19 protein-coding genes are annotated in these 20,543 nt (G+C 72.1%); 2 read left to right on the top strand and 17 right to left on the bottom strand.

What is annotated here, in order from left to right:
• The 17 genes from NR792_RS16015 to NR792_RS15935 all read right to left on the bottom strand — a co-directional run bounded on the left by NR792_RS16015 (position 1) and on the right by NR792_RS15935 (position 17,988).
• Positions 1-570: a DUF3261 domain-containing protein gene (locus tag NR792_RS16015; protein WP_375760894.1), complete on the bottom strand. Its 570-nt coding sequence runs from the start codon at positions 568-570 to the stop codon at positions 1-3.
• Positions 558-1,787, bottom strand: coding sequence for an NAD(P)/FAD-dependent oxidoreductase (locus NR792_RS16010; protein ID WP_375760893.1), 1,230 nt, complete (start codon positions 1,785-1,787; stop codon positions 558-560). The genes NR792_RS16015 and NR792_RS16010 overlap by 13 nt, the downstream gene beginning before the upstream one ends.
• Positions 1,777-4,080, bottom strand: a complete 2,304-nt coding sequence (locus NR792_RS16005; RefSeq protein ID WP_375760892.1) for an MMPL family transporter — start codon at positions 4,078-4,080, stop codon at positions 1,777-1,779. Before NR792_RS16005 ends, NR792_RS16010 begins: the two co-directional genes overlap by 11 nt.
• Positions 4,070-4,678 (bottom strand): outer membrane lipoprotein carrier protein LolA, encoded by a 609-nt coding sequence (locus NR792_RS16000; RefSeq protein WP_375760891.1) that lies wholly within the window; start codon positions 4,676-4,678, stop codon positions 4,070-4,072. The genes NR792_RS16005 and NR792_RS16000 overlap by 11 nt, the downstream gene beginning before the upstream one ends.
• A complete protein-coding gene (locus NR792_RS15995; protein WP_120528044.1) occupies positions 4,675-5,094 on the bottom strand; it encodes a thioesterase family protein in 420 nt (139 codons plus the stop codon). The genes NR792_RS16000 and NR792_RS15995 overlap by 4 nt, the downstream gene beginning before the upstream one ends.
• A complete protein-coding gene (gene hutH, locus NR792_RS15990) occupies positions 5,084-6,643 on the bottom strand; it encodes a histidine ammonia-lyase (protein WP_375760890.1) in 1,560 nt (519 codons plus the stop codon). Before hutH ends, NR792_RS15995 begins: the two co-directional genes overlap by 11 nt.
• A complete protein-coding gene (locus tag NR792_RS15985; RefSeq protein ID WP_375760889.1) occupies positions 6,615-7,562 on the bottom strand; it encodes an acyltransferase in 948 nt (315 codons plus the stop codon). Before NR792_RS15985 ends, hutH begins: the two co-directional genes overlap by 29 nt.
• On the bottom strand, positions 7,559-8,296 hold the full coding sequence (locus NR792_RS15980; RefSeq protein WP_375760888.1) for a glycosyltransferase family 2 protein: 738 nt from the start codon (positions 8,294-8,296) through the stop codon (positions 7,559-7,561). Before NR792_RS15980 ends, NR792_RS15985 begins: the two co-directional genes overlap by 4 nt.
• Positions 8,293-10,002 (bottom strand): AMP-binding protein, encoded by a 1,710-nt coding sequence (locus tag NR792_RS15975; RefSeq protein ID WP_375760887.1) that lies wholly within the window; start codon positions 10,000-10,002, stop codon positions 8,293-8,295. The genes NR792_RS15980 and NR792_RS15975 overlap by 4 nt, the downstream gene beginning before the upstream one ends.
• Positions 9,995-10,546: a hypothetical protein gene (locus NR792_RS15970; protein WP_171414123.1), complete on the bottom strand. Its 552-nt coding sequence runs from the start codon at positions 10,544-10,546 to the stop codon at positions 9,995-9,997. The genes NR792_RS15975 and NR792_RS15970 overlap by 8 nt, the downstream gene beginning before the upstream one ends.
• The gene (locus tag NR792_RS15965; RefSeq protein ID WP_120528038.1) at positions 10,543-10,803 is read right to left on the bottom strand and encodes an acyl carrier protein; all 261 of its coding nucleotides are present in this window, start codon (positions 10,801-10,803) and stop codon (positions 10,543-10,545) included. Before NR792_RS15965 ends, NR792_RS15970 begins: the two co-directional genes overlap by 4 nt.
• A gap of 37 nt (positions 10,804-10,840) precedes the next feature.
• Positions 10,841-11,104, bottom strand: a complete 264-nt coding sequence (locus NR792_RS15960) for a phosphopantetheine-binding protein (protein WP_375760886.1) — start codon at positions 11,102-11,104, stop codon at positions 10,841-10,843.
• Positions 11,091-11,870 carry a lysophospholipid acyltransferase family protein gene (locus NR792_RS15955; protein ID WP_375760885.1) on the bottom strand — a complete coding sequence of 260 codons (780 nt, stop codon included), beginning with the start codon at positions 11,868-11,870 and terminating at the stop codon, positions 11,091-11,093. Before NR792_RS15955 ends, NR792_RS15960 begins: the two co-directional genes overlap by 14 nt.
• Positions 11,863-12,600 carry a beta-ketoacyl synthase chain length factor gene (locus NR792_RS15950; protein ID WP_375761632.1) on the bottom strand — a complete coding sequence of 246 codons (738 nt, stop codon included), beginning with the start codon at positions 12,598-12,600 and terminating at the stop codon, positions 11,863-11,865. The genes NR792_RS15955 and NR792_RS15950 overlap by 8 nt, the downstream gene beginning before the upstream one ends.
• A gap of 366 nt (positions 12,601-12,966) precedes the next feature.
• On the bottom strand, positions 12,967-13,626 hold the full coding sequence (gene mdcG / locus NR792_RS15945; RefSeq protein WP_375760884.1) for a malonate decarboxylase holo-[acyl-carrier-protein] synthase: 660 nt from the start codon (positions 13,624-13,626) through the stop codon (positions 12,967-12,969).
• A gap of 245 nt (positions 13,627-13,871) precedes the next feature.
• Positions 13,872-15,425 carry a hypothetical protein gene (locus NR792_RS15940; protein WP_375760883.1) on the bottom strand — a complete coding sequence of 518 codons (1,554 nt, stop codon included), beginning with the start codon at positions 15,423-15,425 and terminating at the stop codon, positions 13,872-13,874.
• Between the two features lie 70 nt (positions 15,426-15,495).
• A complete protein-coding gene (locus tag NR792_RS15935; RefSeq protein ID WP_375760882.1) occupies positions 15,496-17,988 on the bottom strand; it encodes a ribonuclease H-like domain-containing protein in 2,493 nt (830 codons plus the stop codon).
• A gap of 192 nt (positions 17,989-18,180) precedes the next feature.
• Here NR792_RS15935 and NR792_RS15930 point away from each other — a divergent pair, with 192 nt between their 5' ends.
• Positions 18,181-18,816 (top strand): YafY family protein, encoded by a 636-nt coding sequence (locus NR792_RS15930; RefSeq protein WP_120563765.1) that lies wholly within the window; start codon positions 18,181-18,183, stop codon positions 18,814-18,816.
• Between the two features lie 185 nt (positions 18,817-19,001).
• Positions 19,002-20,498 (top strand): flavin-containing monooxygenase, encoded by a 1,497-nt coding sequence (locus NR792_RS15925; protein ID WP_375760881.1) that lies wholly within the window; start codon positions 19,002-19,004, stop codon positions 20,496-20,498.
• The last annotated feature ends 45 nt before the right edge of the window (positions 20,499-20,543 follow it).

The following is a 20,543-nucleotide window of genomic DNA, read 5'->3' as shown; positions in this document are numbered from 1 at the left end:
TCACTCGTCCGCGACGTGCGATTCGATGGTGAGCTGGTAGTGCTCGGACAGGTTGGTGAGCTGCGTGCGCCCTTCCCAGCGCGGCTGCCCATCGTAGCGCACCGTCACCCATTCCCTGCCGTTCTTCGACAGGGACCGCCGTCCCGGCCCATCCTCCAGCGTCCAGCCGGCGGGCAGGGCGGCGCGCACGGCGTCGGCCGGCCAGTAGACGAGCTGCACGTCCCGGAGCACCAGGGCGGAGTTGAACTGGGCGGGTAGGCGGGGGTCCCGCTCCTCGTCCAGGGTGGCGCCGTCCCAGCGCAGCGTGAGGATGCGCTGCCCCATGGCCAGCCCGGCCAGCCGCAGCTGGGCCGGGTCCACCTCCATCAGGGCCTCCAGGGAGCGGGGGCCGCCCGGGTCCTGCTCGTGCGCGAACGCCAGCCGCTGCGCCAGGCTCACGGACGCCCCGAGGGCGGCGGGGGCCAGGCGCAGCTGTGGCAGGGGCTCGCCAGGAGCGGCGGGCCTCGGCCGGGGCGTGCTGGTGCAGGCCAGGAGGCCCGCGACGAGCAGGGCGGGAATCAGGCCGCGCACAGGGCCTCGAGCACGCCCAGGCGCCGCTTGCTGTCCGCGACGTAGGGGTTGTTCTTGTCCCACGCGTAGCCGGCGAGGATGGCGGAGATCATCCGGCGCACGTCCTCGGACGGGTTCGGGTGGAAGATGACGTTCTGGAAGCCGCCCTCGTACCAGGACTCCACGAAGGTGCGGAAGGTGTCCACGCCCGCCTTGAGCGGCTTCGCGTAGTCGTTCTCCCAGTCCACCTTCTCCCCCGCGAACTCCCGGGCGATGCAGGCCGAGGCGAGGCTCGCGGACTTCACGGCGATGGTGACGCCCGAGGAGAACACCGGGTCCAGGAACTCACCCGCGTTGCCCAAGAGCGCGAAGCCCGGGCCCCACAGCGACTTCACGTTGGCCGCGTAGCCGGTGAGCTTGCGCGCGGGCGTGTCCCAGACGGCGTCCTTCAGGAGGCTCTGCAGCGACGGCGCCTCCTTGACGATGGCCTGCAGCCGCTCCGTGTCCGTGCCGGTGTACTGGTCCAGGTATTCCTTCTTCGCGACCACGCCCAGCGAGCAGCGGCCGTCGGAGAAGGGGATGGTCCAGTACCAGACGTGCACGTGCTCCGGGTGCGTGGTGACGCGGATCTTGTTCCGGTCGAAGGTGCCGAGCGGGATGTTGTCCACCACGTGCGTGAAGACGGCGCCGCGCACGGGGAAGTTCGACGGCGTCTCCAGGTTCAAGAGGCGCGGCAGCACGCGGCCAAAGCCGCTCGCGTCCAGGAGGAAGCGCGCCTTCACGCGGTACGTCTCCCCTTCGGGGGAGCGCGCCGTCACCTCCGGCTGCCCGCTGGAGAAGTCCACGGTCAGCACCTCGTGGCGGAAGCGCACGGTGGCGCCCTTCTTCTCCGCGGCCTGGGCCAGGAGCTGGTCGAAGCGGGCGCGCTGCACCTGGTAGGTGGTGCCCCAGCCGGTGCTGAACTTGTCGCGGAAGTCGAAGTCCGTGTACTTGCCGGCACGCTCGAAGGCCGCGCCGTTCTTGAACTGGAAGCCCGCCTCCACCACGTCCTGGAGGAAGCCGGCCTCCTCGATGTACTGCATGCTCTGCGGCAGCAGGCTCTCGCCAATGGAGAAGCGTGGGAACTGCTCGCGCTCCAGGACGAGGACGTCACGGCCCTGCTTGCGAAGGAGGCCCGCGGCGACAGAGCCCGAAGGGCCCGCGCCAATGATGAGGATGTCCGTCGTTTCAGTTCTCATGTGTGATTTTCCCGGGTGGTAGTCGGAAACAAGGGGTGAGGATCCAGATGGTGACCTCGCCCACGAGCATGGCGAGGCCGAAGGAGCGCAGCGCGGGCGTGGCGGAGAGGCCCAGCAGCCCGAAGGACAGGAGCGTGCTCACGCCGGCCAGCGCCACCGCGAGCCACGCGGAGCCGTCACCGGGGTGCTCCAAAAGGAAGATGCCGTAGTCCACGCCCATGCCCAGCAGCAGCACCAGCCCGAGCACGGTGAACAGCTGCAGCGGCGCTCCCACCCAGCCGAAGATGGCGAGCGTCAGGAGCGTGCCCAGCACGGACGGGAGCCACGCGCGCCACGCCTGGCGCCCGAAGCGGGCCACCAGCGTGAGCAGCACCGCGAGGTATCCCGCGGCGATGAGCCCGCCCATGATGCGGCGGTAGCGGCCGAGCAGGCCTGAAATCTCCGCCGTCTTGTCCACCCAGCGGATGCCCTCCAGGCCCTGCGCCACCTCTTCCAGGCGGGGCAGCACCTTGGGGTCGTTGAGGCCGCGCAGCATGAGGACGCTGTACCGCGCCTTGCCCAGCGTCCCCAGCCACTGCTGCCGGATGGCGCCCGCGGCGGGCCCGGAGAGGAAGTGCGAGGGCAAGAGCGGTTCAGGGGCGAACGCGGCGCGCGTGGGGGCCTCCCCGGTGGAGGCGCTGACGGCGGCGACCGCCTGGGCTTCCGCGCGGGCGCTCAGGGCCGCGTCCTCGCGCTGCTGGGCTTCGGACGGGAGCCAGTCGGACACGGCGCGGTAGCCCGCGAACACCTTCTGGGCGACGAGCGCGTCCAGCTTCGTCTTCAGCAGGGCCTCGCGCGCGAGCACCTGTTCGTCGCTGTCGCCCTGCACCAGGAAGAACTGCGCCGGGCTGGGCAGTCCCAAGAGGCGCCCCAGCTCGCGCTGATCCGCGATGAGGTTCGCGGGCGCGCCCTGAAGCTGGCGCAGGTCGTCCCGGGGCTCCAGCTTCCAGATGCCCACGGCCACCAGCACGGTGAGGACCGCGCCGGTCAGCCACCAGGCCGGCGTGGACGCGACGCGCGGCCAGCGGGTGATGGACGCGGAGAAGCGCTCGGAGAAGGACGTGACGGGCAGGGCGCCCGTGTCCAGCGACGGGAACCAGCACACCACGGTGAGGAACGCGGCGGTGAGGCCGGCGGCGGAGAACACCGCCATCTGCCGCAGGCCCGGGAAGGGCGCGATGCCCAGCGCCAGGTACGCCACCACGCTGGTGACGAGCGCGAGCACCATGCCGGGCAACAGCGAGCGCATCACCGGGCCGCGCTCCGACGGGGCCTTGCCCTGGCGCGCGGCGAAGTAGTGGAAGCCGTAGTCCTCCGCCACGCCCACGAGGCTGGAGCCAAAGACGAGCGTGAGCAGGTGCACCCGCTCGAAGACGAGCGCGGTGACGGTGAGCGCCACCGCGCAGCCCAGCGTGAGGGACAGGCCCACGAGCACGATGGGCCGCAGCGAGCGGAAGGTGAGCCAGACGAGCAGGAGCACCGCCGCCAGCGACCCGAAGCCGATGGTGGACATCTCCCAGCTCGCCTGCGCGGCGGCGGCCTCCGCGTACAGCGGCACGCCCGCGGCCACCAGCCGCCCTTCGGGCACCGTGGCCTCCACCTTCGCCCGCGCCCGCTCCACCGCGGCGGTGACGCGCGAGCCGTCCCCCAGCGCGAACGCGGACACCTTGCTCTTCCACGTGAGGAGCACCCACTCGCGGCCCTCGCCGGACAGCCACAGCCGTCCGTCGCGGGGCCGGGCGGACGTCTCCGCCGCGCGGGCCTGCCACCAGTCCTGCCACAGGCCCAGCGGATCCGCGTTCCAGTCCGTCAGCCGCGCGCCCGCGGGCTGGTACAGCTTCATCAGCGCCGTGCCGCCCAGCTCCTCCGGCGTCGCGCGCGAGAGCCACTGGCGCTGCGCGGGCGTGAGCAGCCGGTCGCGATAGGGGCGGTAGAAGTCCACCGCCTGGTCCAGCGCGGAGGTGTCCACCACCGCTGGCTCCAGCAGGTCCGTGGACTCCGACAGCACGCGCGAGGCCTCGTCCGCGGCGCGCTGCGCGGACGGCCAGTCCCTGGCGCCCACCAGCAGCACCACCTGCCGGCCGGCGTCGTCCGCGAGCTTGCGCGTGGCGGCGTCCACCTCCGGCGCCTGCTCGTCCTCCGGCAGGAGCGCGAGCACGTCGGTGTCCAGGCGCGCCGAGCGCCAGAACTGGACCTGGTGCACGCCCACGGCGAGCACCACCAGCGCCCAGAGGATGGCCAGCCTACTTGCCAAGGCGTTCCGCTTCCGTGGCGTTGGGGGGCGGCGTCTGGGCCAGCTGCTCGAACGTGATGACGCTGCTGTCGCCGCGCGTCTCGTCCAGCTGCACCTGGCGCACGTACCCGTCACCCTCCAGGCGGATGTGCTTGAAGACGCGCGCGAGCCCCGCGTCCGTGGGCGTCAGCTCCAGCTTCCAGCCGGCCGCTCCCACCAGCGCGCCCTCCACCTTGAAGCGCTTCTGGAGCGACGCGACGTCGCCGGACAGGAGCGCGAACAGCAGCTCGTTCACCGCCGCCAGCGCGGGCTCCTTGGTGGAGTCCAGGTGGTAGGCCGCGCCGCCCGCGCCCTGCTCCGCGCTCAGCGACTTGCGCGTGAGCGTCAGGGTGGAGGCGAACGGCGTGCGCGTGTTCCACAGCACGCCCTGGTCGCGCGCGAGGAGGAAGTCCCCCTTGGACACGAGCGGCTTCTTGAAGCCCGCCACGGTCTTCTTCTGTTCGAACTGGCCGCGCACGAGCGGCGCGTCCACCAGCCGCGCGCGCACGTCCTTCACCAGGTCCGCCGCATGGGCGCTCACGGACAGGAGCGCGAAGGCCAACGCGAGAAGGGGCTTCATCCCGGCCACACTCCCAGCTTCTTCCAGAGGACTTCCGGGCAGACGTACTGCATCTCCCCCGTCTTCAAGGACACGGCCACCTGGAGCGTGTGGGCCTGGTTCACCTTGCGCCCGGTGTCCGCGTCGCGCAGCAGGTAGTCGAAGCGAAGGCGGTTCTCCCACTCCGTGATTTCGGCGCGCACGATGATGCGCTGCTTGTAGGAGATGGGGGACACGTACTTGAGCTTCATCTCCACCACGGGCCAGCCGTACCCGGACTCGCGCATCTGCGGCCAGTCGTAGTCGTGCTTGCGCAGGATGACGGCGCGCGCCAGCTCCAGGTACTTCACGTAGTGGCCGTGCCAGACGATCTCCATCATGTCGAGGTCGTGGAACGGCGGATCGATTTCCAGCTCGCAGCTCAGGTCAGGCTTCATGCAGCCTCCACTCGCGGCGGCGGATGGCGGTGATGAGACCCTGCAGCTCGCCGTCCAGCGCCCGGTCCTCCACCAGCAGGGGGATGCGCGCCTCCAGGTCCGCGTGCATCGCGGCCATCGCGGGGCCGGGCTTCGCGTCCGCGTCCAGCCGCTGGCGCAGGGTGACGCCCTGGCGCGCGGCGATGAGCATGGCCGCGGCCACCTGCTCCGTCAGCTCCAGCACGCGCAGGCAGTCGCGCGCGGCGATGGTGCCCATGCTCACCTTGTCCTGGTTGTGGCACTCGGTGGAGCGGGAGAAGACGGACGCGGGCATGGTCTGCTTCAGCGCTTCGGCCGTCCATGCGGAGACGCTGATCTGCGCCGCCTTGAGGCCGTGGTTGATGGCCGCGCGGGCGCCGGTGGACGCGGAGAGGTTCGCGGGCAGCCCGTGGTTGAAGCGCGGGTCCACCAGCAGCGCGAGCTGACGGTCCAGCAGGTCCGCCACGTTGGCCACCGCGTTCTTCAGCCCGTCCATGGCGAAGGCGATGTGGCCGCCGTAGAAGTGGCCGCCGTGCAGCACCCGCTCTCCGTCCGGGTCGATGAGCGGGTTGTCGTTGGCGCTGTTCAGCTCGTTCTCGATGAGCGTGCGGAAGTACGGCAGCGCGTCCTCCAGCACGCCGATGACGTGCGGCGCGCACCGCAGCGAGTACCGGTCCTGGAGCCGCTGCTCGTTGCGCGGCGGCCGGTCCGTCACGAGGTCCGCGCGCAGCCGGGCCGCCACGCGCTGCTGTCCGGCGTGGGGCTTCGCCGCGAAGAGCGTCTCGTCGAAGTGGTGCGCGTTGCCGGCGCTGGCCAGCACGTTGAACGCGGTGAGCCGCGTGGAGAGGCGCGACAGGTACTCCGCCCGCTCCCACGCCAGGCACGCCAGGGCCGTCATCACGGCGGTGCCGTTCATGATGGCCAGGCCTTCCTTCGGCCGCAGCTTGAGGGGAGAGATGCCCAGCGACTGGAGCACCTGCGCGGCGGGCTTGCGCTCGCCCCGGTGCCACACGTCGCGCTCGCCGCAGAGCACCGCCGCCACGTAGGACAGGGGCGTCAGGTCGCCGGACGCGCCCACGGACCCTTCCGCGGGAATCATGGGCAGCACGTCGTGCTTGAGCAGCAGCTCCAGCTGGGTGAGCAGCGGCACGCCCACGCCGGAGAAGCCCTGCGACAGCGACGCCAGCCGCGTGGCCAGCACCGCGCGCGTCTCCTCCGGGGTGAGGAACCGGCCCGCGCCGATGCCGTGGTACGTGTAGAGGTGGTGCGGCAGCTCCGCCACGAGCGCGGGCGGAATGGACACCGTCACGGAGTCGCCGTAGCCGGTGGTGACGCCGTAGATGACGCCGTCCTCCGCCAGCAGCCGGTCCAGGAACGCGGCGCCCTTGGCGATGCGCTGGCGGAAGGCCGGGGCCGTGCCCAGCTCCGCCGGGCGCTCGCGGCGCGACAGGGCGCCCACGTCCTCGAGCGTCAGCCGGGTGCCGTCGAAGCGGACCGGGGTGTCAGAAAGTTGGGGGCTTCGCGGAGACATGCACCTGATCCCAGAAGGGAAAGAAGTTGAACCAGTCGTAGGGCGCGCGCTGAAGCAGCGCCGTCACCCGGGAGGCGTAGTGGCGCGCGCAGTCGGTGAGCGCGGCCTCGCGCTTGCCCCGGGGCAGCACGACGCGCTCGAAGAGGCGCTCGAAGTGGATGGTGTAGCCGTCGCCCTCATGGATGCAGCCCAGCAGGTAGAGCGGACACTTGAGCAGCGCCGCCAGCACGTACGGGCCCACCGGGAATGGCGCCGGGTGGCCGAGGAAGTCGACGCTGACGGTCTGGCTGGAATTCACCGGGACGCGGTCGCCCGCGATGACCACGAACTCGCCGGCCTCCACGCGCTCGTTCAGCGCGACGGCGGTGGCCGGGCCCATGTCCGTGACTTCCATCAGGCGGAAGTCGCTCTCCGGGTTGAGGCGCTTGAGCAGGCGGTTGAACTGCTCCGCGTGCAGCGTGTGCACCAGGATGTTGAGCTTCACCTGGCCCCGGCGCTCCGCCATGGTGCGGCACAGCTCCAGGCAGCCCATGTGCGCGGTGACGATGACGCCGCCCCGGCCCGACGCCGCCACCTGGTAGAACTCCTCGCGGCCCTCGGTGCGCACGCTCTCGAAGCGGTAGCGCCCGCTCACCGCGAGCAGCTTGTCCAGCATGGTCTCCGCGAACATCAGCACGTGGCGCACGCTGTCGCGCCAGCGGGGCGGGTGGCCCAGGGCCCCCGTGGCGGTCTGCACCCGCTCCAGGTACTGGCGCGACGCGTGACGCAGCGCCGGGCGCCGGAGCCAGTTCACCAGCACCACCGGGTAGAGGCAGACGCGGAAGGGCCAGCGCCCCAGCAGCCGGTGGATCCAGTAGAGGATCCAGATGCCAGCGACGAAGGTGGTCTCCCCCATCTCCGCCCAGTGGCGGGACTTCATTTCGCCACCTTCCGCCAGAGGAGCACGGGCAGCCGTCCCAGCATCCCGAAGAAGAGCCGGGCGTGCATGCCGGAGATGCGCACGTTGTCCCAGAGCACGTCGAAGTGGGAGATGCCGTCGGTGGGGTAGCGCACCTGGGTGGGCTGGTTGAGGATGTGCATGCCGCGCCAGAACAGGCGCACCAGCACCTCCACGTCGAAGTCCATCCGCTTGCCAATCCTCACCGAGTCGATGAGCGCCACGGTGGGCTTGAGCGGATACACGCGGAAGCCGCACATGGAGTCGCGGATGGCGAACGACAGCGTGTTGATCCACACCCAGATGTGCGTGGCGTAGCGGCCGTACAGCCGGCCCTTGGGCACGGACTCGTCGTAGACGGGCGTGCCGCACACCAGCGTGTCCGGCTGCGCCTTCGCCAGCGCCAGGAAGCGCGGGATGTCGTTGGCGTTGTGCTGGCCATCCGCGTCGATTTGGAGCGCGTGGCTGTAGCCCCGCTCCAGCGCCGCGCGCAGGCCCGCCATCATCGCGCCGCCCTTGCCCTCGTTCTGGGGCAGGCGGACCACCGCCACGTGCTCGCTGTCCTCGCGCGCCAGGCCGTCCAGCACCGCCGCGCAGCCGGGCTCGCTGCCGTCATCCACCAGCACGCAGGGCAGCCCGTGGCCGCGGACGGCCTTCACCACCGCGCCCACGGCCTCGCCGTGGTTGTAGACCGGAATCACCGCGCAGACCTTCATCCGACCGCTCCCCCCAACACGATGCGGCCACTGGCGTGCGAGCCCGCGGCCGACGTCAACTTGAACCCCAGCCGCCCGGACTCCTTCGCCCAGGTGAGCTCCACCGTCAGCTGCGCGCCGGGGGGAATGACCTGCTGGAACTTCAGCGTCTCCAGCCGCAGGAAGTCCGGCGGCAGCGCGAAGTGCTCGCGCCCCAGCAGCAGCGCCCACTCCAGCTGCACGACGCCGGGCAGGATGGGCGAGCCCGGGAAGTGCCCGTCGAAGTACGGCGAGTTCGCGGGGACCTCCACCGCCAGCAGCGCGCGTTCGGCGGAGCGCTCCAGCACGCGGAACGGGGGACGCTTCGGGTCGAAGAGGGCGGCGAGCGCCGCCTCGGTGGATTTGCCCTGGGAGTTGACCGGCATGGCCTCCAGATACCGGAACCGGCGCGGCAAGGCACTGGACTCGAAATGCGGGGCCAGTTTCTCGCGCAGCGCCTGGCTGAGGGACCGCCTGCCGCCTGCCTCCTGGAGCTTCCAGCCTTCCGCGTCCGGTACGCCGACGACAGCCAGGATGACCCGGTGCCCTTCCGTGAGGGGCAGCACCCGGGCCTCGCGCAACAGCCCTCCGGCCACCAGCGTGCGCTCCATGGCGGAAAGCGACACGCGCTTCTCCTCCAGCTTGAGCAGCCGGTCGCGGCGCCCCAACAGCTCGAAGCCGCCGGGCACGGCCCGCGCGCGGTCCTCCGTGGTGAACCAGTCGCCCCCGGGCAGGTCCAGGTGCGGCGAGCGGACACGGAAGGCGTCCTCGTCGGCGCGCACCTCCACGCCCGGCATCGTGCGCCAGGACGGGGTGTCGTCCGTGTCGCGCCGGCGCCACGCGACGCCGCCCGTCTCCGAGCTGCCGTAGACCTCCACCGGCGCCCGGCCCAGCAGGTCGCGGCAGGCTTCCAGCGCTTCGGGGGTGAGCGGCCCGCCGGAGGAGAACAGCCCGCGCAGGTTCCCGCGCACGGACGCCCAGTCCAGCGTCGCCGGCAGCCGCTTGAGGTGCGCGGGGCTCGCCACCAGCAGGCCGGGCCCGGCCTGGAGCGCGGCCAGGATGTCCTCCGGATAGGGCAGGGCGTGCGCGTCGAACGGGCGGCCCGACGTCAGCGGCCACAGCACGCGGAAGAGCAGGCCGTAGATGTGCTGGTGCGACACGGTGGCCAGCACCGGCACGTCCCCCGCCTCCGCGTCGAACAGCGCGCCCAGCGTGGCCACCTCGCTGGACAGCTGCGACAGGCGCTTGGGGATGGCGGTGGGCTCCCCGCTGGAGCCCGACGTGTAGACGACCAGCGCCGCGAGCCGGGGCGAAAGCGGCTGGAACTCCGGGGCGTTCCCCTCGCCGACCAGGGCCGGCGTCAGGACGCTCAGGCCCTGGGGGGCCCGGCCCGCGAAGCCGTCCACGTGGGCCTTCAGCGCGTCCAGCGTGGCGGGGCGCGCGTCCGCGGGCAGGTAGACGCACGCGCCCGCGTGCCAGGCGCCCAGGAGCGCGGTGGCGAAGTCGAAGGTGTCCTCGGTGAAGAGGGCGTAGCGCTGGCCTCCGTGCGCCATGAAGGCCGCGCGCCAGCCGGCGACCCGGGCGCGGAACGCACCGAAGTCCCGCATGCCGTCCTCGCACCGCGCCACGGGGTGTCGGGAAGGACGGCCGTGGGCGAGGAGGTGTTCGAGCGCGAGCGGCTCAGCCATGGGCGTGCCGTGCGCGCACCCGCTGCCGCACCACCCACTCGCCCGCGAACAGCAGGCCCATGAGGCCGTAGGCGATGAGGCCGTTGTAGAGCGCCCACGTCGCGTCGCTCGCGAAGAGCGCCGTGGTGAACGCGAGCGTGCCGTTGAGGACGAAGAAGCCGCACCACACCTGCGTCACCCGGCGCGTGTACGCCACGCCCGATGGCGGCAGGTCCTTCTCCCGAAGCCGCGCCAGACGCTCAATCACGCTGGGCGGATACACCAGGCTGGTGAGGAATACGGTGAGCAGCACCGCGTTCACCAGCACCGGATAGAGCTTCAGGGGCAGCGCGTTGTTGCCCAGCATGCTGGAGCCCGCGAGCACCAGGGCGCCCACGGCGGCCGCGAGCCACATCTTCTCCCGCGTGGCCACCGCGCGCACCACCGCCATGGCCGCCAGGGGCAGCGCCATCCAGCGGGGCTCGAAGTGGCCCAGGCCCAGATAGACGAGCGGCGGGTAGGCGAGGCTCACGAGCCCCAACAGCACCGGACGCAGACGCTTCACGCTGCGGCGGAGTCGCTGCCGAGCAGCCCGTACAGCGCGTCCACCACGTCCTGCAGCGTGCGCACGGAGCGGAACACCTCCGGCGGAACGCGCTGGCCGGCCACCGGCTTCAGGCGCACCAGCAGGTCAATGGCGTCAATGCTGTCGATGTCCAGGTCGTCGTGCAGCCGCGCCTCCGGGATGATGCGCGACGGCTCGATGTCGAAGGTTTCCTGGAGGATGGCGCTCAGGCGCTCGAACAGCTCGTGCTTCGTCATGGGGTGATTCCTCACTTTTGGGTTTTAAAAGGGAGCTTCAGGACCGGGTACGGTGGGTGCTGACGAAATCCGCGAGTGCTCGAACGCTGGCGAAGTGACGGCGATTCTCCTTGGAGTCGCTCGCCAGCACGACGCCATAGGACTTCTGCAGCGCGAGGCCGAGCTCCAGGGCGTCAATGGAGTCCAGCCCCAGGCCCTCGACGAACAGCGGAGCCGCCGGATCAATGTCCTCCGGCTGGAGGTCCTCGAGGTTCAACGTGTCGATGACCAGCCGCTTTATTTCCTGCTCAAGCTCCAACATTGCCCTGGCTCCCCCTGGAGAAATGGTCGTGCAAACGGGTGGTGAGCTGGCGCGCGGCCTTCGCCGCCTCGCCCGCGTCCACGTCCTGGGACGACACGTGGATGTCGTCCTCGACGCGAATGACGTAGTGCATGGGCCTTTCGGGCACCTTCCACCAGGGCATGCCCTTGGTGAGGCCCCGCGGCTCGCAGTGGATGATGACCGGCGTGATGTCGCAGGGGCCGCGCACCGCGATGTTGGCGGCGCCGCGCTGCAGCTGCATGGTCCCGTCCAGCGGCGTGCGCGAGCCCTCCGGGAAGATGATGAGGTTGTTGCCGGCCTTCACGGACGCGATGCAGTCCTGGATGAGCCCGGGCCCGGAGTCGTTGCACAGGTAGCGCGTGGCCCGGATGGGGCCGCGCGTGAACGGGTTGTTCGCCAGGCTCGCCTTCACCACGCAGTCCGCGTTGGGGACCAGCGAGATGAGGAACACCACGTCGATGAGCGACGGGTGGTTGGCCAGGATGAGCAGCCCGGAGCGCGACAGCTTCTCCACGCCCTGTAGCTCGTAGCGCAGCACGCCCAGGAAGCGCATGTAGCCGACGAAGAAGCGGAACGTGTGGTGCACCGCCAACCGCGCCAGCCGCTGCTGCCGCTTCGGCTCGCGCACGAAGAGCTGGAGCAGCGGGAAGTAGAGCAGGCGCAGCGCCAGCCCGCCCAGCCCGAAGGTGGCGAAGGACAGTCCGGTGGCGAAGAGGCGCCACAGCCAGTTGAGCTTCTCAAGCATGGCGTTCCCACCGCCAGCTCCGGGGGCCCACGGCGTGCTCCCACCGCGAGGCTCCAGACACGAGGAAGCGCAGGACGCGCAGGTCCGCCGGGAGGGCGTCGGGCTCCTGCCGCGTGTCGGGCGCGTCCGGAGGCGCGGTCGCGCAGCCCAGGTGGATGGCGTCCGCGCCGGTGCTGGCCGAAAGGAGGCAGGCCCACGCGTGCGGGAACGCCACGTCCCGGGAGAAGTGCTCCCACGGGGCGGGCACGGGCTCGTCGTAGACGACGACCATCACCCGGGGGACGCCGTCGGACAGCAGGCCGCACGCCTCCGTGAAGGCGGCCTCCACCGTCTCCTCGCCCGCGGCGATGGCGCCATAGGAGGACGTGTCCCCCCGCGCGATGGAGTAGAGCGCGCCGATGGCGTTGTGCACCGACAGGCTGAAGGACGTGGGGGACAGCGGCTCCGTGCGCGCCAGCTGCGTCAGGAGCTCCACCGAGCGGCCCAGGTCCCCGTAACGCGATGCGAAGAGGACCGGCGCGTCCGGCGCGTCCGCGTGCGCGTCATACGCCGCCTGCAACGCGATGCGTCCCAGCCGGTCCACGCGGCGGCGCATCATCGCGGGCATCGCGGAGAGCGCGGGCGTACCTTCGGCCGGGAGCGGGTGAGGCGTCGCGAGCCACGTTTCCCAGGAAGCAGGGTTGACGAGGCCGGGGGCCCATGCGGCCCAGCGCTGTACGGAGAATCCCATCATCGTGACGGGAGGCCCCCAAGCGCTCCCAAAGACAACCTTTACCAAACCATTCACAGGGAGACAATTGGCCCCCTCGGCCAAGCAGCCGGGACGCCGGGAGTCCGCCCCTCCGCCTGCCCTACGAACGTTGCAACCCCACGGACTTGTTGACGAAAGGCGCAACGGTGGCTCCGGTTTCAGGCTCTTCCAGGTTTGTCCAGGGGGACGCACCCCTGGCAATCCCGCAGGTCTGAAAAAACCCTGTGAGGCATTCGGAGTGGCGGGTGGAAACGGGTCGTGGCCGCGCGCTGCGGGACGGCTCACGGGCCGCGTGTATTCACGCGGGGCGCGCGTCGCCGGGCGTGGGACTCGCCTGGGACTCGCCTAGGAGTCGGCGGGAAAGAGGGCGCGCAGTTCGCGGAGCGTGCGGGGGCTGGCGCCGCGGGGGCCGGTGACCCAGATGCGCTCGGGCTCCAGCGCGAGCTCGCGCCAGGACACGGCGCCGCCGTCGGGCAGCAGCACCTCGCCGTCCAGGCGCACCACCGAGTGGCGCCGGGACACCGCCTCCAGCCCGAACAGCAGCCGCTCCACGTCCGACCAGCGCGCGGGGGTGAAGAGCAGGTCCACGTCCGACAGCGGCCGCACGAAGGGCACGCCCGAGCGGTGCTGCCAGGCCAGCGAACCGAACACGCCCACCGTCAAATCCAACGCGGTGCCCAGGGTGATGACGTCGTCCAGGGCGGGCCCCCAGGACTCGGGGGCGGAGGGGCGCACCTCCTGCACCGTGGGCGGCGGCAGCCGGCGCTCCACGGCGGGCAGGGCCACGTGCAGCGCCAGGTGGCGGCGGTCGGGCAGGGTGAGCGTCAGCCGCAGCTCGTCGTCCTGGTCCGGCATGTCCTGGCGGGCGACGGCGAAGGGCCGGCCCTGCTCCCGCCACGCCGTCACCTGCGCGAGGACGTCCGGGGACGGCGGGGAGCGCAGGTGCTCCGCCCAGCCGGCGCCCAGGTACACCCAGTCGTGCCGCACCGGACGTTCACCGTCCATCAGCGGGCGTCTCCTCGGGCCGGGTACAACACGGGCCTCCTTCCGCGGCGCGGGACGGGGCCATCCCCGGGGCTCGCGGTCGCGGAAGGGGAACGGAGGGCGTCACTGCCTGATTCATTACCCGGATTCATGCGTCCGGTGGGGCCCAACCTTCACGACGCACCGCGAGAGTCCCCTCGTCCGGCGCCTCTCCCCGGAAATCCGGGTGGGAGCCGCGCGCACGCGGCTGTCGACGACGCGGGGCGCTAGCGGGGCTTCTGGAGGATGGGGTTCACCGCGCTCACGTGCTGGCGGCGCATGTCGATGAGGATGTCGTAGTTGCGTGGCTCCGGGGCGACGGGGCCGGCGGCGAAGCGGTAGAGGCCGCTGACGTCGCGCTCCCGGGGGAAGCGCTCCTTCACCAGGGCCTTGAGCATCTCCTTGGCCACCCACTCCGCGTCCACGGAGACGGAGCCGAACTCGTCCAGGTAGTGGAACGGCGCGGTGGAGTCCGACTGCCGGGCGGTGAGGACGAAGACGCGCGGCTTGCGGTCCGGGACGACGAGGCTGGCGCCCTCTTCCATCACCGCCAGCTCCCGGCCCTGGGGCAGGGCGAACAGCTCCAGGGACTGCTCGTGCGCGAGCAGGGCGCTGAAGGCCACGAACGCGGTGAGCAGCGCCGTGGCCATGCGCGGGCCATGCCTGGGCCAGATGGTGCCCAGGTTCACCAGCGACGCGGCGAAGAACACGGCCCACACGCCCGTGAGCGCGTTGAGCGTGCGGTAGGTGGGCCACCGCTCCCCGGCGAGGAAGCTCACCGAGTACGCCGCGCCCGACAGCGTCACCAGCGCCAGCAGCCAGCGCCCCACGCCCACGAGCCCCGAGCGGCGTCCCTCCACGGCGACGCCCACGCCCAAGAGCGTCAGCGTCAGCACCACCATGGCCCGGTAGCCGTCCATGTCGCCCACCGGCGCCTCGTTGAGCGCGGACAGCGCGAGCGCGTTGGGGAACACGTGCGTGAGCGCCCAGACGGTCTTGTCCACCCAGTGCTTCTCGAAGGAGAGCCGGGGCGAGGGCGGGAAGACGCCCGCCTTGAACAGCACCTGGGTGACGACGTACGCGAGCGCCAGGCCCGCGCCCATCACCAGCAGGTGCTTGAGCATCCAGCGCGCGGTGTCCTTCAGCGACACGTCGCGGTGCACCACCAGCGACGCCGCCAGCAGCACCGCGGAGAACAGCCCGCTCACCTGATAGATGAGCGTCGCGGTGGCCATGCTGCCCACCGCGGCCAGCGCGAGCGGCCACCGGATGGGGGCGTCCTCCTCCGGCGGGCCCATGGCGCGGCGGGCGAAGGCGAACGCCCCCAGGCCCAGCATCAGCGCCACCGCCTGCGGCCAGCAGATGCCCCAGTTGGCGACGACCTGCGCGGACGGCGTCACCGTGAGGAACCCCGCCAAGAGCGCCGCGGAGCCGGGCCGCCAGCCTTCCCTGCGCAGCAGCAGGAACACCGCCGCCGCGAGCACGCCCAGGCCGGCGACGCCCAGCAGGCGCAGCCCCATCAGCCCGTCAATGCCGCCGGCCGCCTTCGCGGACGCCTCCAGCATCCAGCCGTAGAGCGGGCGGCCCTGCGAGGCGCAGACGCGCAGGATCTTCCCCGGCTCCTCGCGCGCTTCACGAAGGATGGCGTAGTCGTCACGCAGGCCATACCGGTGGATGACCGCGCTCCAGTAGATGAGCCAGGGAAGCAGGAGCAGCAGGGCCACGGTGCCGGGAACCACCAGCGCGCGCGGCGTGGGACGCGTCATCAACGAGAAGGCCATCGAGGTTGACGCAACGTAGCAGAAGCCCTCCCACGCATCCCTGCTGAACCGGGACACGACAACGTTGCAGTCACGGTGAGAAGGGCGGGGCTCCAACCACCTGCGTGTCCTCCCCGAACTCCGGGCCCCGGGGCTCCCGCACGACGTTGAGCACGGGCCGGGCGTCCGCGAGGGACGGGGTGAAGAGGGAGGGCTGGTCGGGGTCCGCGAACACGGTGGCGAAGTCCTCCGGGGCGAGGCCGCGCGCGAGCCGGGCCGCGAACGAGTCCTTGAGCAGGCGCACGTAGTACTCGACGTCGTAGTCGCGCGCGTCGTCGCCCGCCGGTTCGCCCGGGGCGGGGCGCGGGCCGGGTTCGCCGTCCTCGGCGTCCGCTTCCGGGAGCAGGCCCGCCCGGCCGCCCGTGGCGCGGTAGATGCGCACGCGCTCGCCCAGGGACCAGTGCTCGCGGCCGTTCGTGAGCAGGGCTTCGTACGGCAGCTCCCGGCGCTGCTTGCGCGTGGCCAGGTACTGCGAGGGGGACTTGGTCAGCCGCACCTGCGCGGAGACCTCGAAGGTGGGCACCTGGCGCCGGCGCAGCGCCATCACCGCGTCCACGTAGGTGTCGCGCACGGCGCGCACGTCGCCGGCCAGCAGGTGCTGGAGGGCCCGGCGCAGGAAGTCCTCGCCATAGGGCTCCGCGCGGCTGGAGCGGAACGCCACGCCGCGCAGCAGCAGCGGCCCGGCGTAGGGCTGGAGCGCGTAGTTCTTCGGCTCGTGCGACAGCATGGCGGCGTAGCGCCCGTCGAACTCCAGCCGCACGCGCGGCGGCAGCAGGGCCGCGACCTCCGACACCACGCGGCGCTCGTCGGCCTCCGTCCAGGTCTCCGGCACCGCGAAGTAGACGCCGTCCGTGTCGGCCTCCAGCAGCGTCACGCCCCGGTGCGCCAGCTCGCGGCACAGCAGGCCCAGGAGCTCTCGCCCGCGCCGGGTCACCTCGTTGGCGGCGTGCACGTCGGAGAAGCGCGTGAGGCCCACCGCGCCCAGGTAGCCGTAGGCGGAGTTGATCAAAATCTTCATTGCCGCGGAGAAGGCCTCGTGCGTGTGGCGCTCCGGCGAGCCGGGCGGGGCCTTCTTCGCCTTCGCCTTCGCGTCCAGGCGCTGATCCACCAGCCGGTCCACCAGCGCGAGCAGCGCGTTCAGCCGGTCGCGCCGGGGGCCGATGCGGTACTCGCGCATGAGCGACGGGTAGAGGCTGGCCACGTCCGCCTTCACCACGTGGCGCGCGACGCCGGTGGCGAACAGGTGCAGCGCCGCGCCGCTGTGGGACGTGCCGTCGCCGGTCTCGTGCGCGGGCAGGGCCGCGCCCGAGCGCACGTAGGCGCGCACCAGCAGCGGATCCAGCACGCCCGTCGCCGGGCCCGCGTCCGCCAGCCGCTCGTAGCGCCGGGGGGCCATGCGCGCGAGCGCGAACGCCGCGCCGCCCAGCAGGTGCGCCAGGCCCGCGGCCTCCGTCACGTCCTCGCGCGCGTAGCGGCGCACGCGCTCCGGGTCCTTCAGGAAGACGTCATGGATGCGCGCGCCGGGGATGAGCTCGCGGTCGGGCCCGGACAGGCCCAGGTGCTTCGCCACCGCCTTGAGGCCGTGGCCGGGCAGGTCGCGGGCGGAGAAGTCGTGGCGGCGCACGGCGTCCAGCGTGTCGATGAACTCGCGGCCGGGCACGGTGTAGCGCGCGCGGCGCATGGGGTCCGCGTCACGGCCTCCGGGGCCCCGGTTCAGCGCGGCGCCCCTCGCGGAAGGGCGGTGGCGCAGGCCCGGCAGCCCCGCGCGGCCCAGCGCCAGCGGTACGTTCAGCCGCTTCGCGCGCTGGTCCAGGAAGGGCAGGTCGAAGCCGTGCAGGTTGTGGTTCTCCACCACGTCGGGGTCCGCCTCGCGGATGCGCGCGACCAGCCGGCGCAGCAGGTCCGCCTCGCCCGCGTCGCCGTCCGCGGTCACCTCCAGCGTCTCCGCGCGGCCGTCCGGATCCCTCAGCGCGACCAGGAAGATGCGGTCCTTCGAAGGGTCCAGCCCGGTGGTCTCCAGGTCGAACTGGAGCCGGCGCAGGTCGTCGAAGACGAGGTCGCGGAAGTACGCGCGCCCGGTGGCCACCAGGTACTGCTCCTCCGGGGGCAGCACCAGCGCCGTGGCCGGGCCCAGGTCGCGCAGGTGGCCCACGCGTTGATCCAACCGCTTCGAGGCGCCCTTGAGCACCGCGGACGCGAGCGCGCGGCCGTCCTCCGCGCTGACGACGAAGCGCAGCGCGCCGGGCCCCTCCAGCTCCCGGTACGTCACGACTCCCGGCACGGGCGGCACCTGGGGCGGGCCCTCCGGGCGGAGCGCATCCCCCAGGTGCTCCAGGTCCTGGAGCGACGCGAGCAGCACCCAGGGCCGGTACCTCGCGTCCTCGCGCAGCCGCGCGTGCGTGCCCGGCTGCCGCTTCCAGATGAAGGCGCGCCCATCCGGCTCCGCCCAGACGGACACGATGCCGGGCGTGGGGTCCCATCCCCACAACCACTCGTCCTCCTGCGGATGGGGCGGCGGGACCATGGGCAGGGGCTCGGGGGAGGGACGGCTTGGCGCGCGGACGCTGCTTCCGGCGCTCTTAGGCGCGCGGGTGCCCGCTTCGCAAGGGTGGGCGGCCAGGAGCGGCGTGGCGCTGTCGGAAGGGCTTCGCATCGCGGGGGCTCGGCCCCAGCTTGAGGGCCCCGGCTGACAGCGGTATGTCAGGATTCCAAGGCCATGCAGCGCACCGAGCGACTTTTCGCCCTCGCGGAGTACCTGAGGGGCCGCCGCACCGGCGTCACCGCGGAGGTGCTGGCGGAGCGCTTCAGCGTGACGGTGCGGACCATCTACCGGGACCTGGACGCGCTGCGCGCCGCGGCGCTGCCGGTGGGCGCGGAGCGGGGCCGGGGCGGAGGCTACGCGCTGGACCGGGGCTACAGCCTGCCGCCGGTGAACTTCACCGCGCGCGAGGCGGCGCTGGTGGTGGCGCTGGGGCGGTTCGCCATCGACATGCGCCTCCTGCCCTTCACGGGGACGCTGGAGTCGGCGCTCGACAAGGTCCGCTCCGCGCTGTCCACGTCCGCGCAGCGCGAATTGCTGGCCCGGCTGCGCGAATTGACGTTCCTGGGCGTGCCATCCCTGCCCACGCGCAAGCCCGTGCGCGAGGCGCTGGAGCGCGCGTGGTTCGAGCGCCAGCCGCTGCGCATCACCTATGTGGACGGCAACTTCCTGGAGACGGTGCGCGAGGTGCGCATCGAGTCCGTGGTGATGGACCGGCACGAGACGCGGCTGGACGCGGTGGACCTCGCGTCCGGTGAACGGCGGCACTTCCGGTTGGATCGCATCACCCGCGCGGAGGTGGTGGGCGCCTGAGGCGGAAGCAGGGGGAGGAGGGCATGGCCCTCCGAGGATCTGCAAGACCGTGGCTGGGGGCTTCCGCTCCCTCCCCGAGGCGGAAACCTGTCCGACAAGCAGACAGGTCGGGCCCGCGCCGGGCGGGAGGTGTACAGCATGGAGATAGGGGGCCGGGTGCGCCTCCGTCTCAGGAGGTCCCGCCGGTGTCGTCCCGTCTTCCGCAACACGTGCGCGTCGTCATCGCGGGCGCGGGCTTCGCCGGGCTGGGCATGGCCATCCGGCTGAAACAGGACGGCATCGACGACTTCGTCATCCTGGAGCGCGCGGACGACGTGGGCGGCGTCTGGCGCGACAACGTCTATCCCGGCATCGCGTGCGACGTGCAGTCGCTGCTGTACTCGTTCTCCTTCGCGCCGAACCCCGGCTGGTCGCGCGTCTATTCCCCGGGCTGGGAGATCCAGGCCTACCTGCGCGACTGCGTGCAGCGCTTCCAGCTCACGCCCTTCCTGCGCTTCGGGCACGCGGTCCTCCGCGCGAAGTGGGACACGGCGAGGCGCCGCTGGGTGCTGGAGACGTCCCGGGGCACCCTCACCGCGGACCTCTTCGTGGCCGCGGTGGGCGCGTTGAGCGAGCCCGTCATCCCCGCGCTGCCCGGGCTGGAGCGCTTCCGGGGCAAGGTGATGCACTCGGCGCGGTGGGACCTGGGGCACGCACTGGCCGGGCGCGACGTGGGCGTGGTGGGCACGGGCGCGTCGGCGGCGCAGTTCGTGCCGGCCATCCAGCCGGAGGTCGGCCGGCTCGTCCTCTTCCAGCGCACGCCCGCATGGGTGCTGCCCCGGGGCGACAAGCCCACCAGCCCCCTGCGCCGCGCGCTGTACCGGCGGGTGCCGGGCGCGCGGTGGCTCCTGCGCGAGGGGCTGCGCATCCTGCGCGAGGGCCTGTCCGTGGGCTTCCAGCACCCGTGGATCCTCCGGCTCGCGCAGCGGTGGGCGCTCCGGTACCTGCGCCAGGTGGTGAAGGAGCCCGCCCTGCGCGAGCGGCTCACGCCCCGGTACACGATGGGCTGCAAGCGCGTCATCATCTCCGACGACTACCTGCAGTCCCTCACGCTCCCCAACGTGCAGGTCGTCACGTCCCCCATCCGCGAGGTGCGCGAGGACGCGGTCGTCACCGGGGACGGCGCCGTGCACCCGGTGGACACGCTCATCTTCGGCACCGGCTTCCAGGTGACGGACATGCCACTGGGACACCACGTCCAGGGGCGCGACGGCCGCACGCTCGCGGAGGTGTGGGCGGGCAGCCCCAGGGCGCACCTGGGCACCACCGTGAGCGGCTTTCCCAACCTCTTCCTCATGCAGGGGCCCAACACCGGCCTGGGCCACACGTCCGTGCTGCTGATGCTGGAGGCCCAGCTGGAGCACGTGCTGGGCGCGCTGCGCTACCTGGACGCGCGGGGCGCCGCCGCCGTGGAGCCTGATCCGGACGTCCAGGACGCCTTCGTCCGGGAGGTGGACGCGCGCCTGTCCCACACGGTGTGGAACCAGGGCGGCTGCCGGAGCTGGTACCTGGACGTCACGGGTCGCAACGCCGTCCTCTGGCCCGGCACCACCAGCGCCTTCCGCCGCCGGGTGGGGCGCTTCGAGCCCTCCGAGTACGTCACGCTTCCCCGGCCGCTCTCCCTCCTACCCGCACGGTCCTGATGCGATGCGCCATCGGGCGGCCTCGCAACTTCCGGGGGCCCGAGG

This window comes from Corallococcus exercitus, from assembly GCF_042231735.1.
Classification (GTDB): Bacteria; Myxococcota; Myxococcia; order Myxococcales; family Myxococcaceae; genus Corallococcus; species Corallococcus exercitus_B.
The sequence above is the reverse complement of the archived record's forward strand: the minus strand, read 5'-3'. Positions and strand labels throughout refer to the sequence as shown.

Coding starts and splice junctions, on each gene's coding strand:
- NR792_RS15975 (WP_375760887.1), bottom strand. CDS start 10,002: ATGGCTGAGCCGCTCGCGCTCGAACACCTCCTCGCCCACGGCCGTCCT.
- NR792_RS15930 (WP_120563765.1), top strand. CDS start 18,181: ATGCAGCGCACCGAGCGACTTTTCGCCCTCGCGGAGTACCTGAGGGGC.
- NR792_RS15980 (WP_375760888.1), bottom strand. CDS start 8,296: ATGAAGGTCTGCGCGGTGATTCCGGTCTACAACCACGGCGAGGCCGTG.
- NR792_RS16010 (WP_375760893.1), bottom strand. CDS start 1,787: ATGAGAACTGAAACGACGGACATCCTCATCATTGGCGCGGGCCCTTCG.
- NR792_RS15935 (WP_375760882.1), bottom strand. CDS start 17,988: ATGGTCCCGCCGCCCCATCCGCAGGAGGACGAGTGGTTGTGGGGATGG.
- NR792_RS15955 (WP_375760885.1), bottom strand. CDS start 11,870: ATGCTTGAGAAGCTCAACTGGCTGTGGCGCCTCTTCGCCACCGGACTG.
- NR792_RS15940 (WP_375760883.1), bottom strand. CDS start 15,425: ATGGCCTTCTCGTTGATGACGCGTCCCACGCCGCGCGCGCTGGTGGTT.
- NR792_RS15995 (WP_120528044.1), bottom strand. CDS start 5,094: ATGAAGCCTGACCTGAGCTGCGAGCTGGAAATCGATCCGCCGTTCCAC.
- NR792_RS15985 (WP_375760889.1), bottom strand. CDS start 7,562: ATGAAGTCCCGCCACTGGGCGGAGATGGGGGAGACCACCTTCGTCGCT.
- NR792_RS15950 (WP_375761632.1), bottom strand. CDS start 12,600: ATGGGATTCTCCGTACAGCGCTGGGCCGCATGGGCCCCCGGCCTCGTC.
- NR792_RS15960 (WP_375760886.1), bottom strand. CDS start 11,104: ATGTTGGAGCTTGAGCAGGAAATAAAGCGGCTGGTCATCGACACGTTG.
- NR792_RS16000 (WP_375760891.1), bottom strand. CDS start 4,678: ATGAAGCCCCTTCTCGCGTTGGCCTTCGCGCTCCTGTCCGTGAGCGCC.
- hutH (WP_375760890.1), bottom strand. CDS start 6,643: ATGTCTCCGCGAAGCCCCCAACTTTCTGACACCCCGGTCCGCTTCGAC.
- NR792_RS15965 (WP_120528038.1), bottom strand. CDS start 10,803: ATGACGAAGCACGAGCTGTTCGAGCGCCTGAGCGCCATCCTCCAGGAA.
- mdcG (WP_375760884.1), bottom strand. CDS start 13,626: ATGGACGGTGAACGTCCGGTGCGGCACGACTGGGTGTACCTGGGCGCC.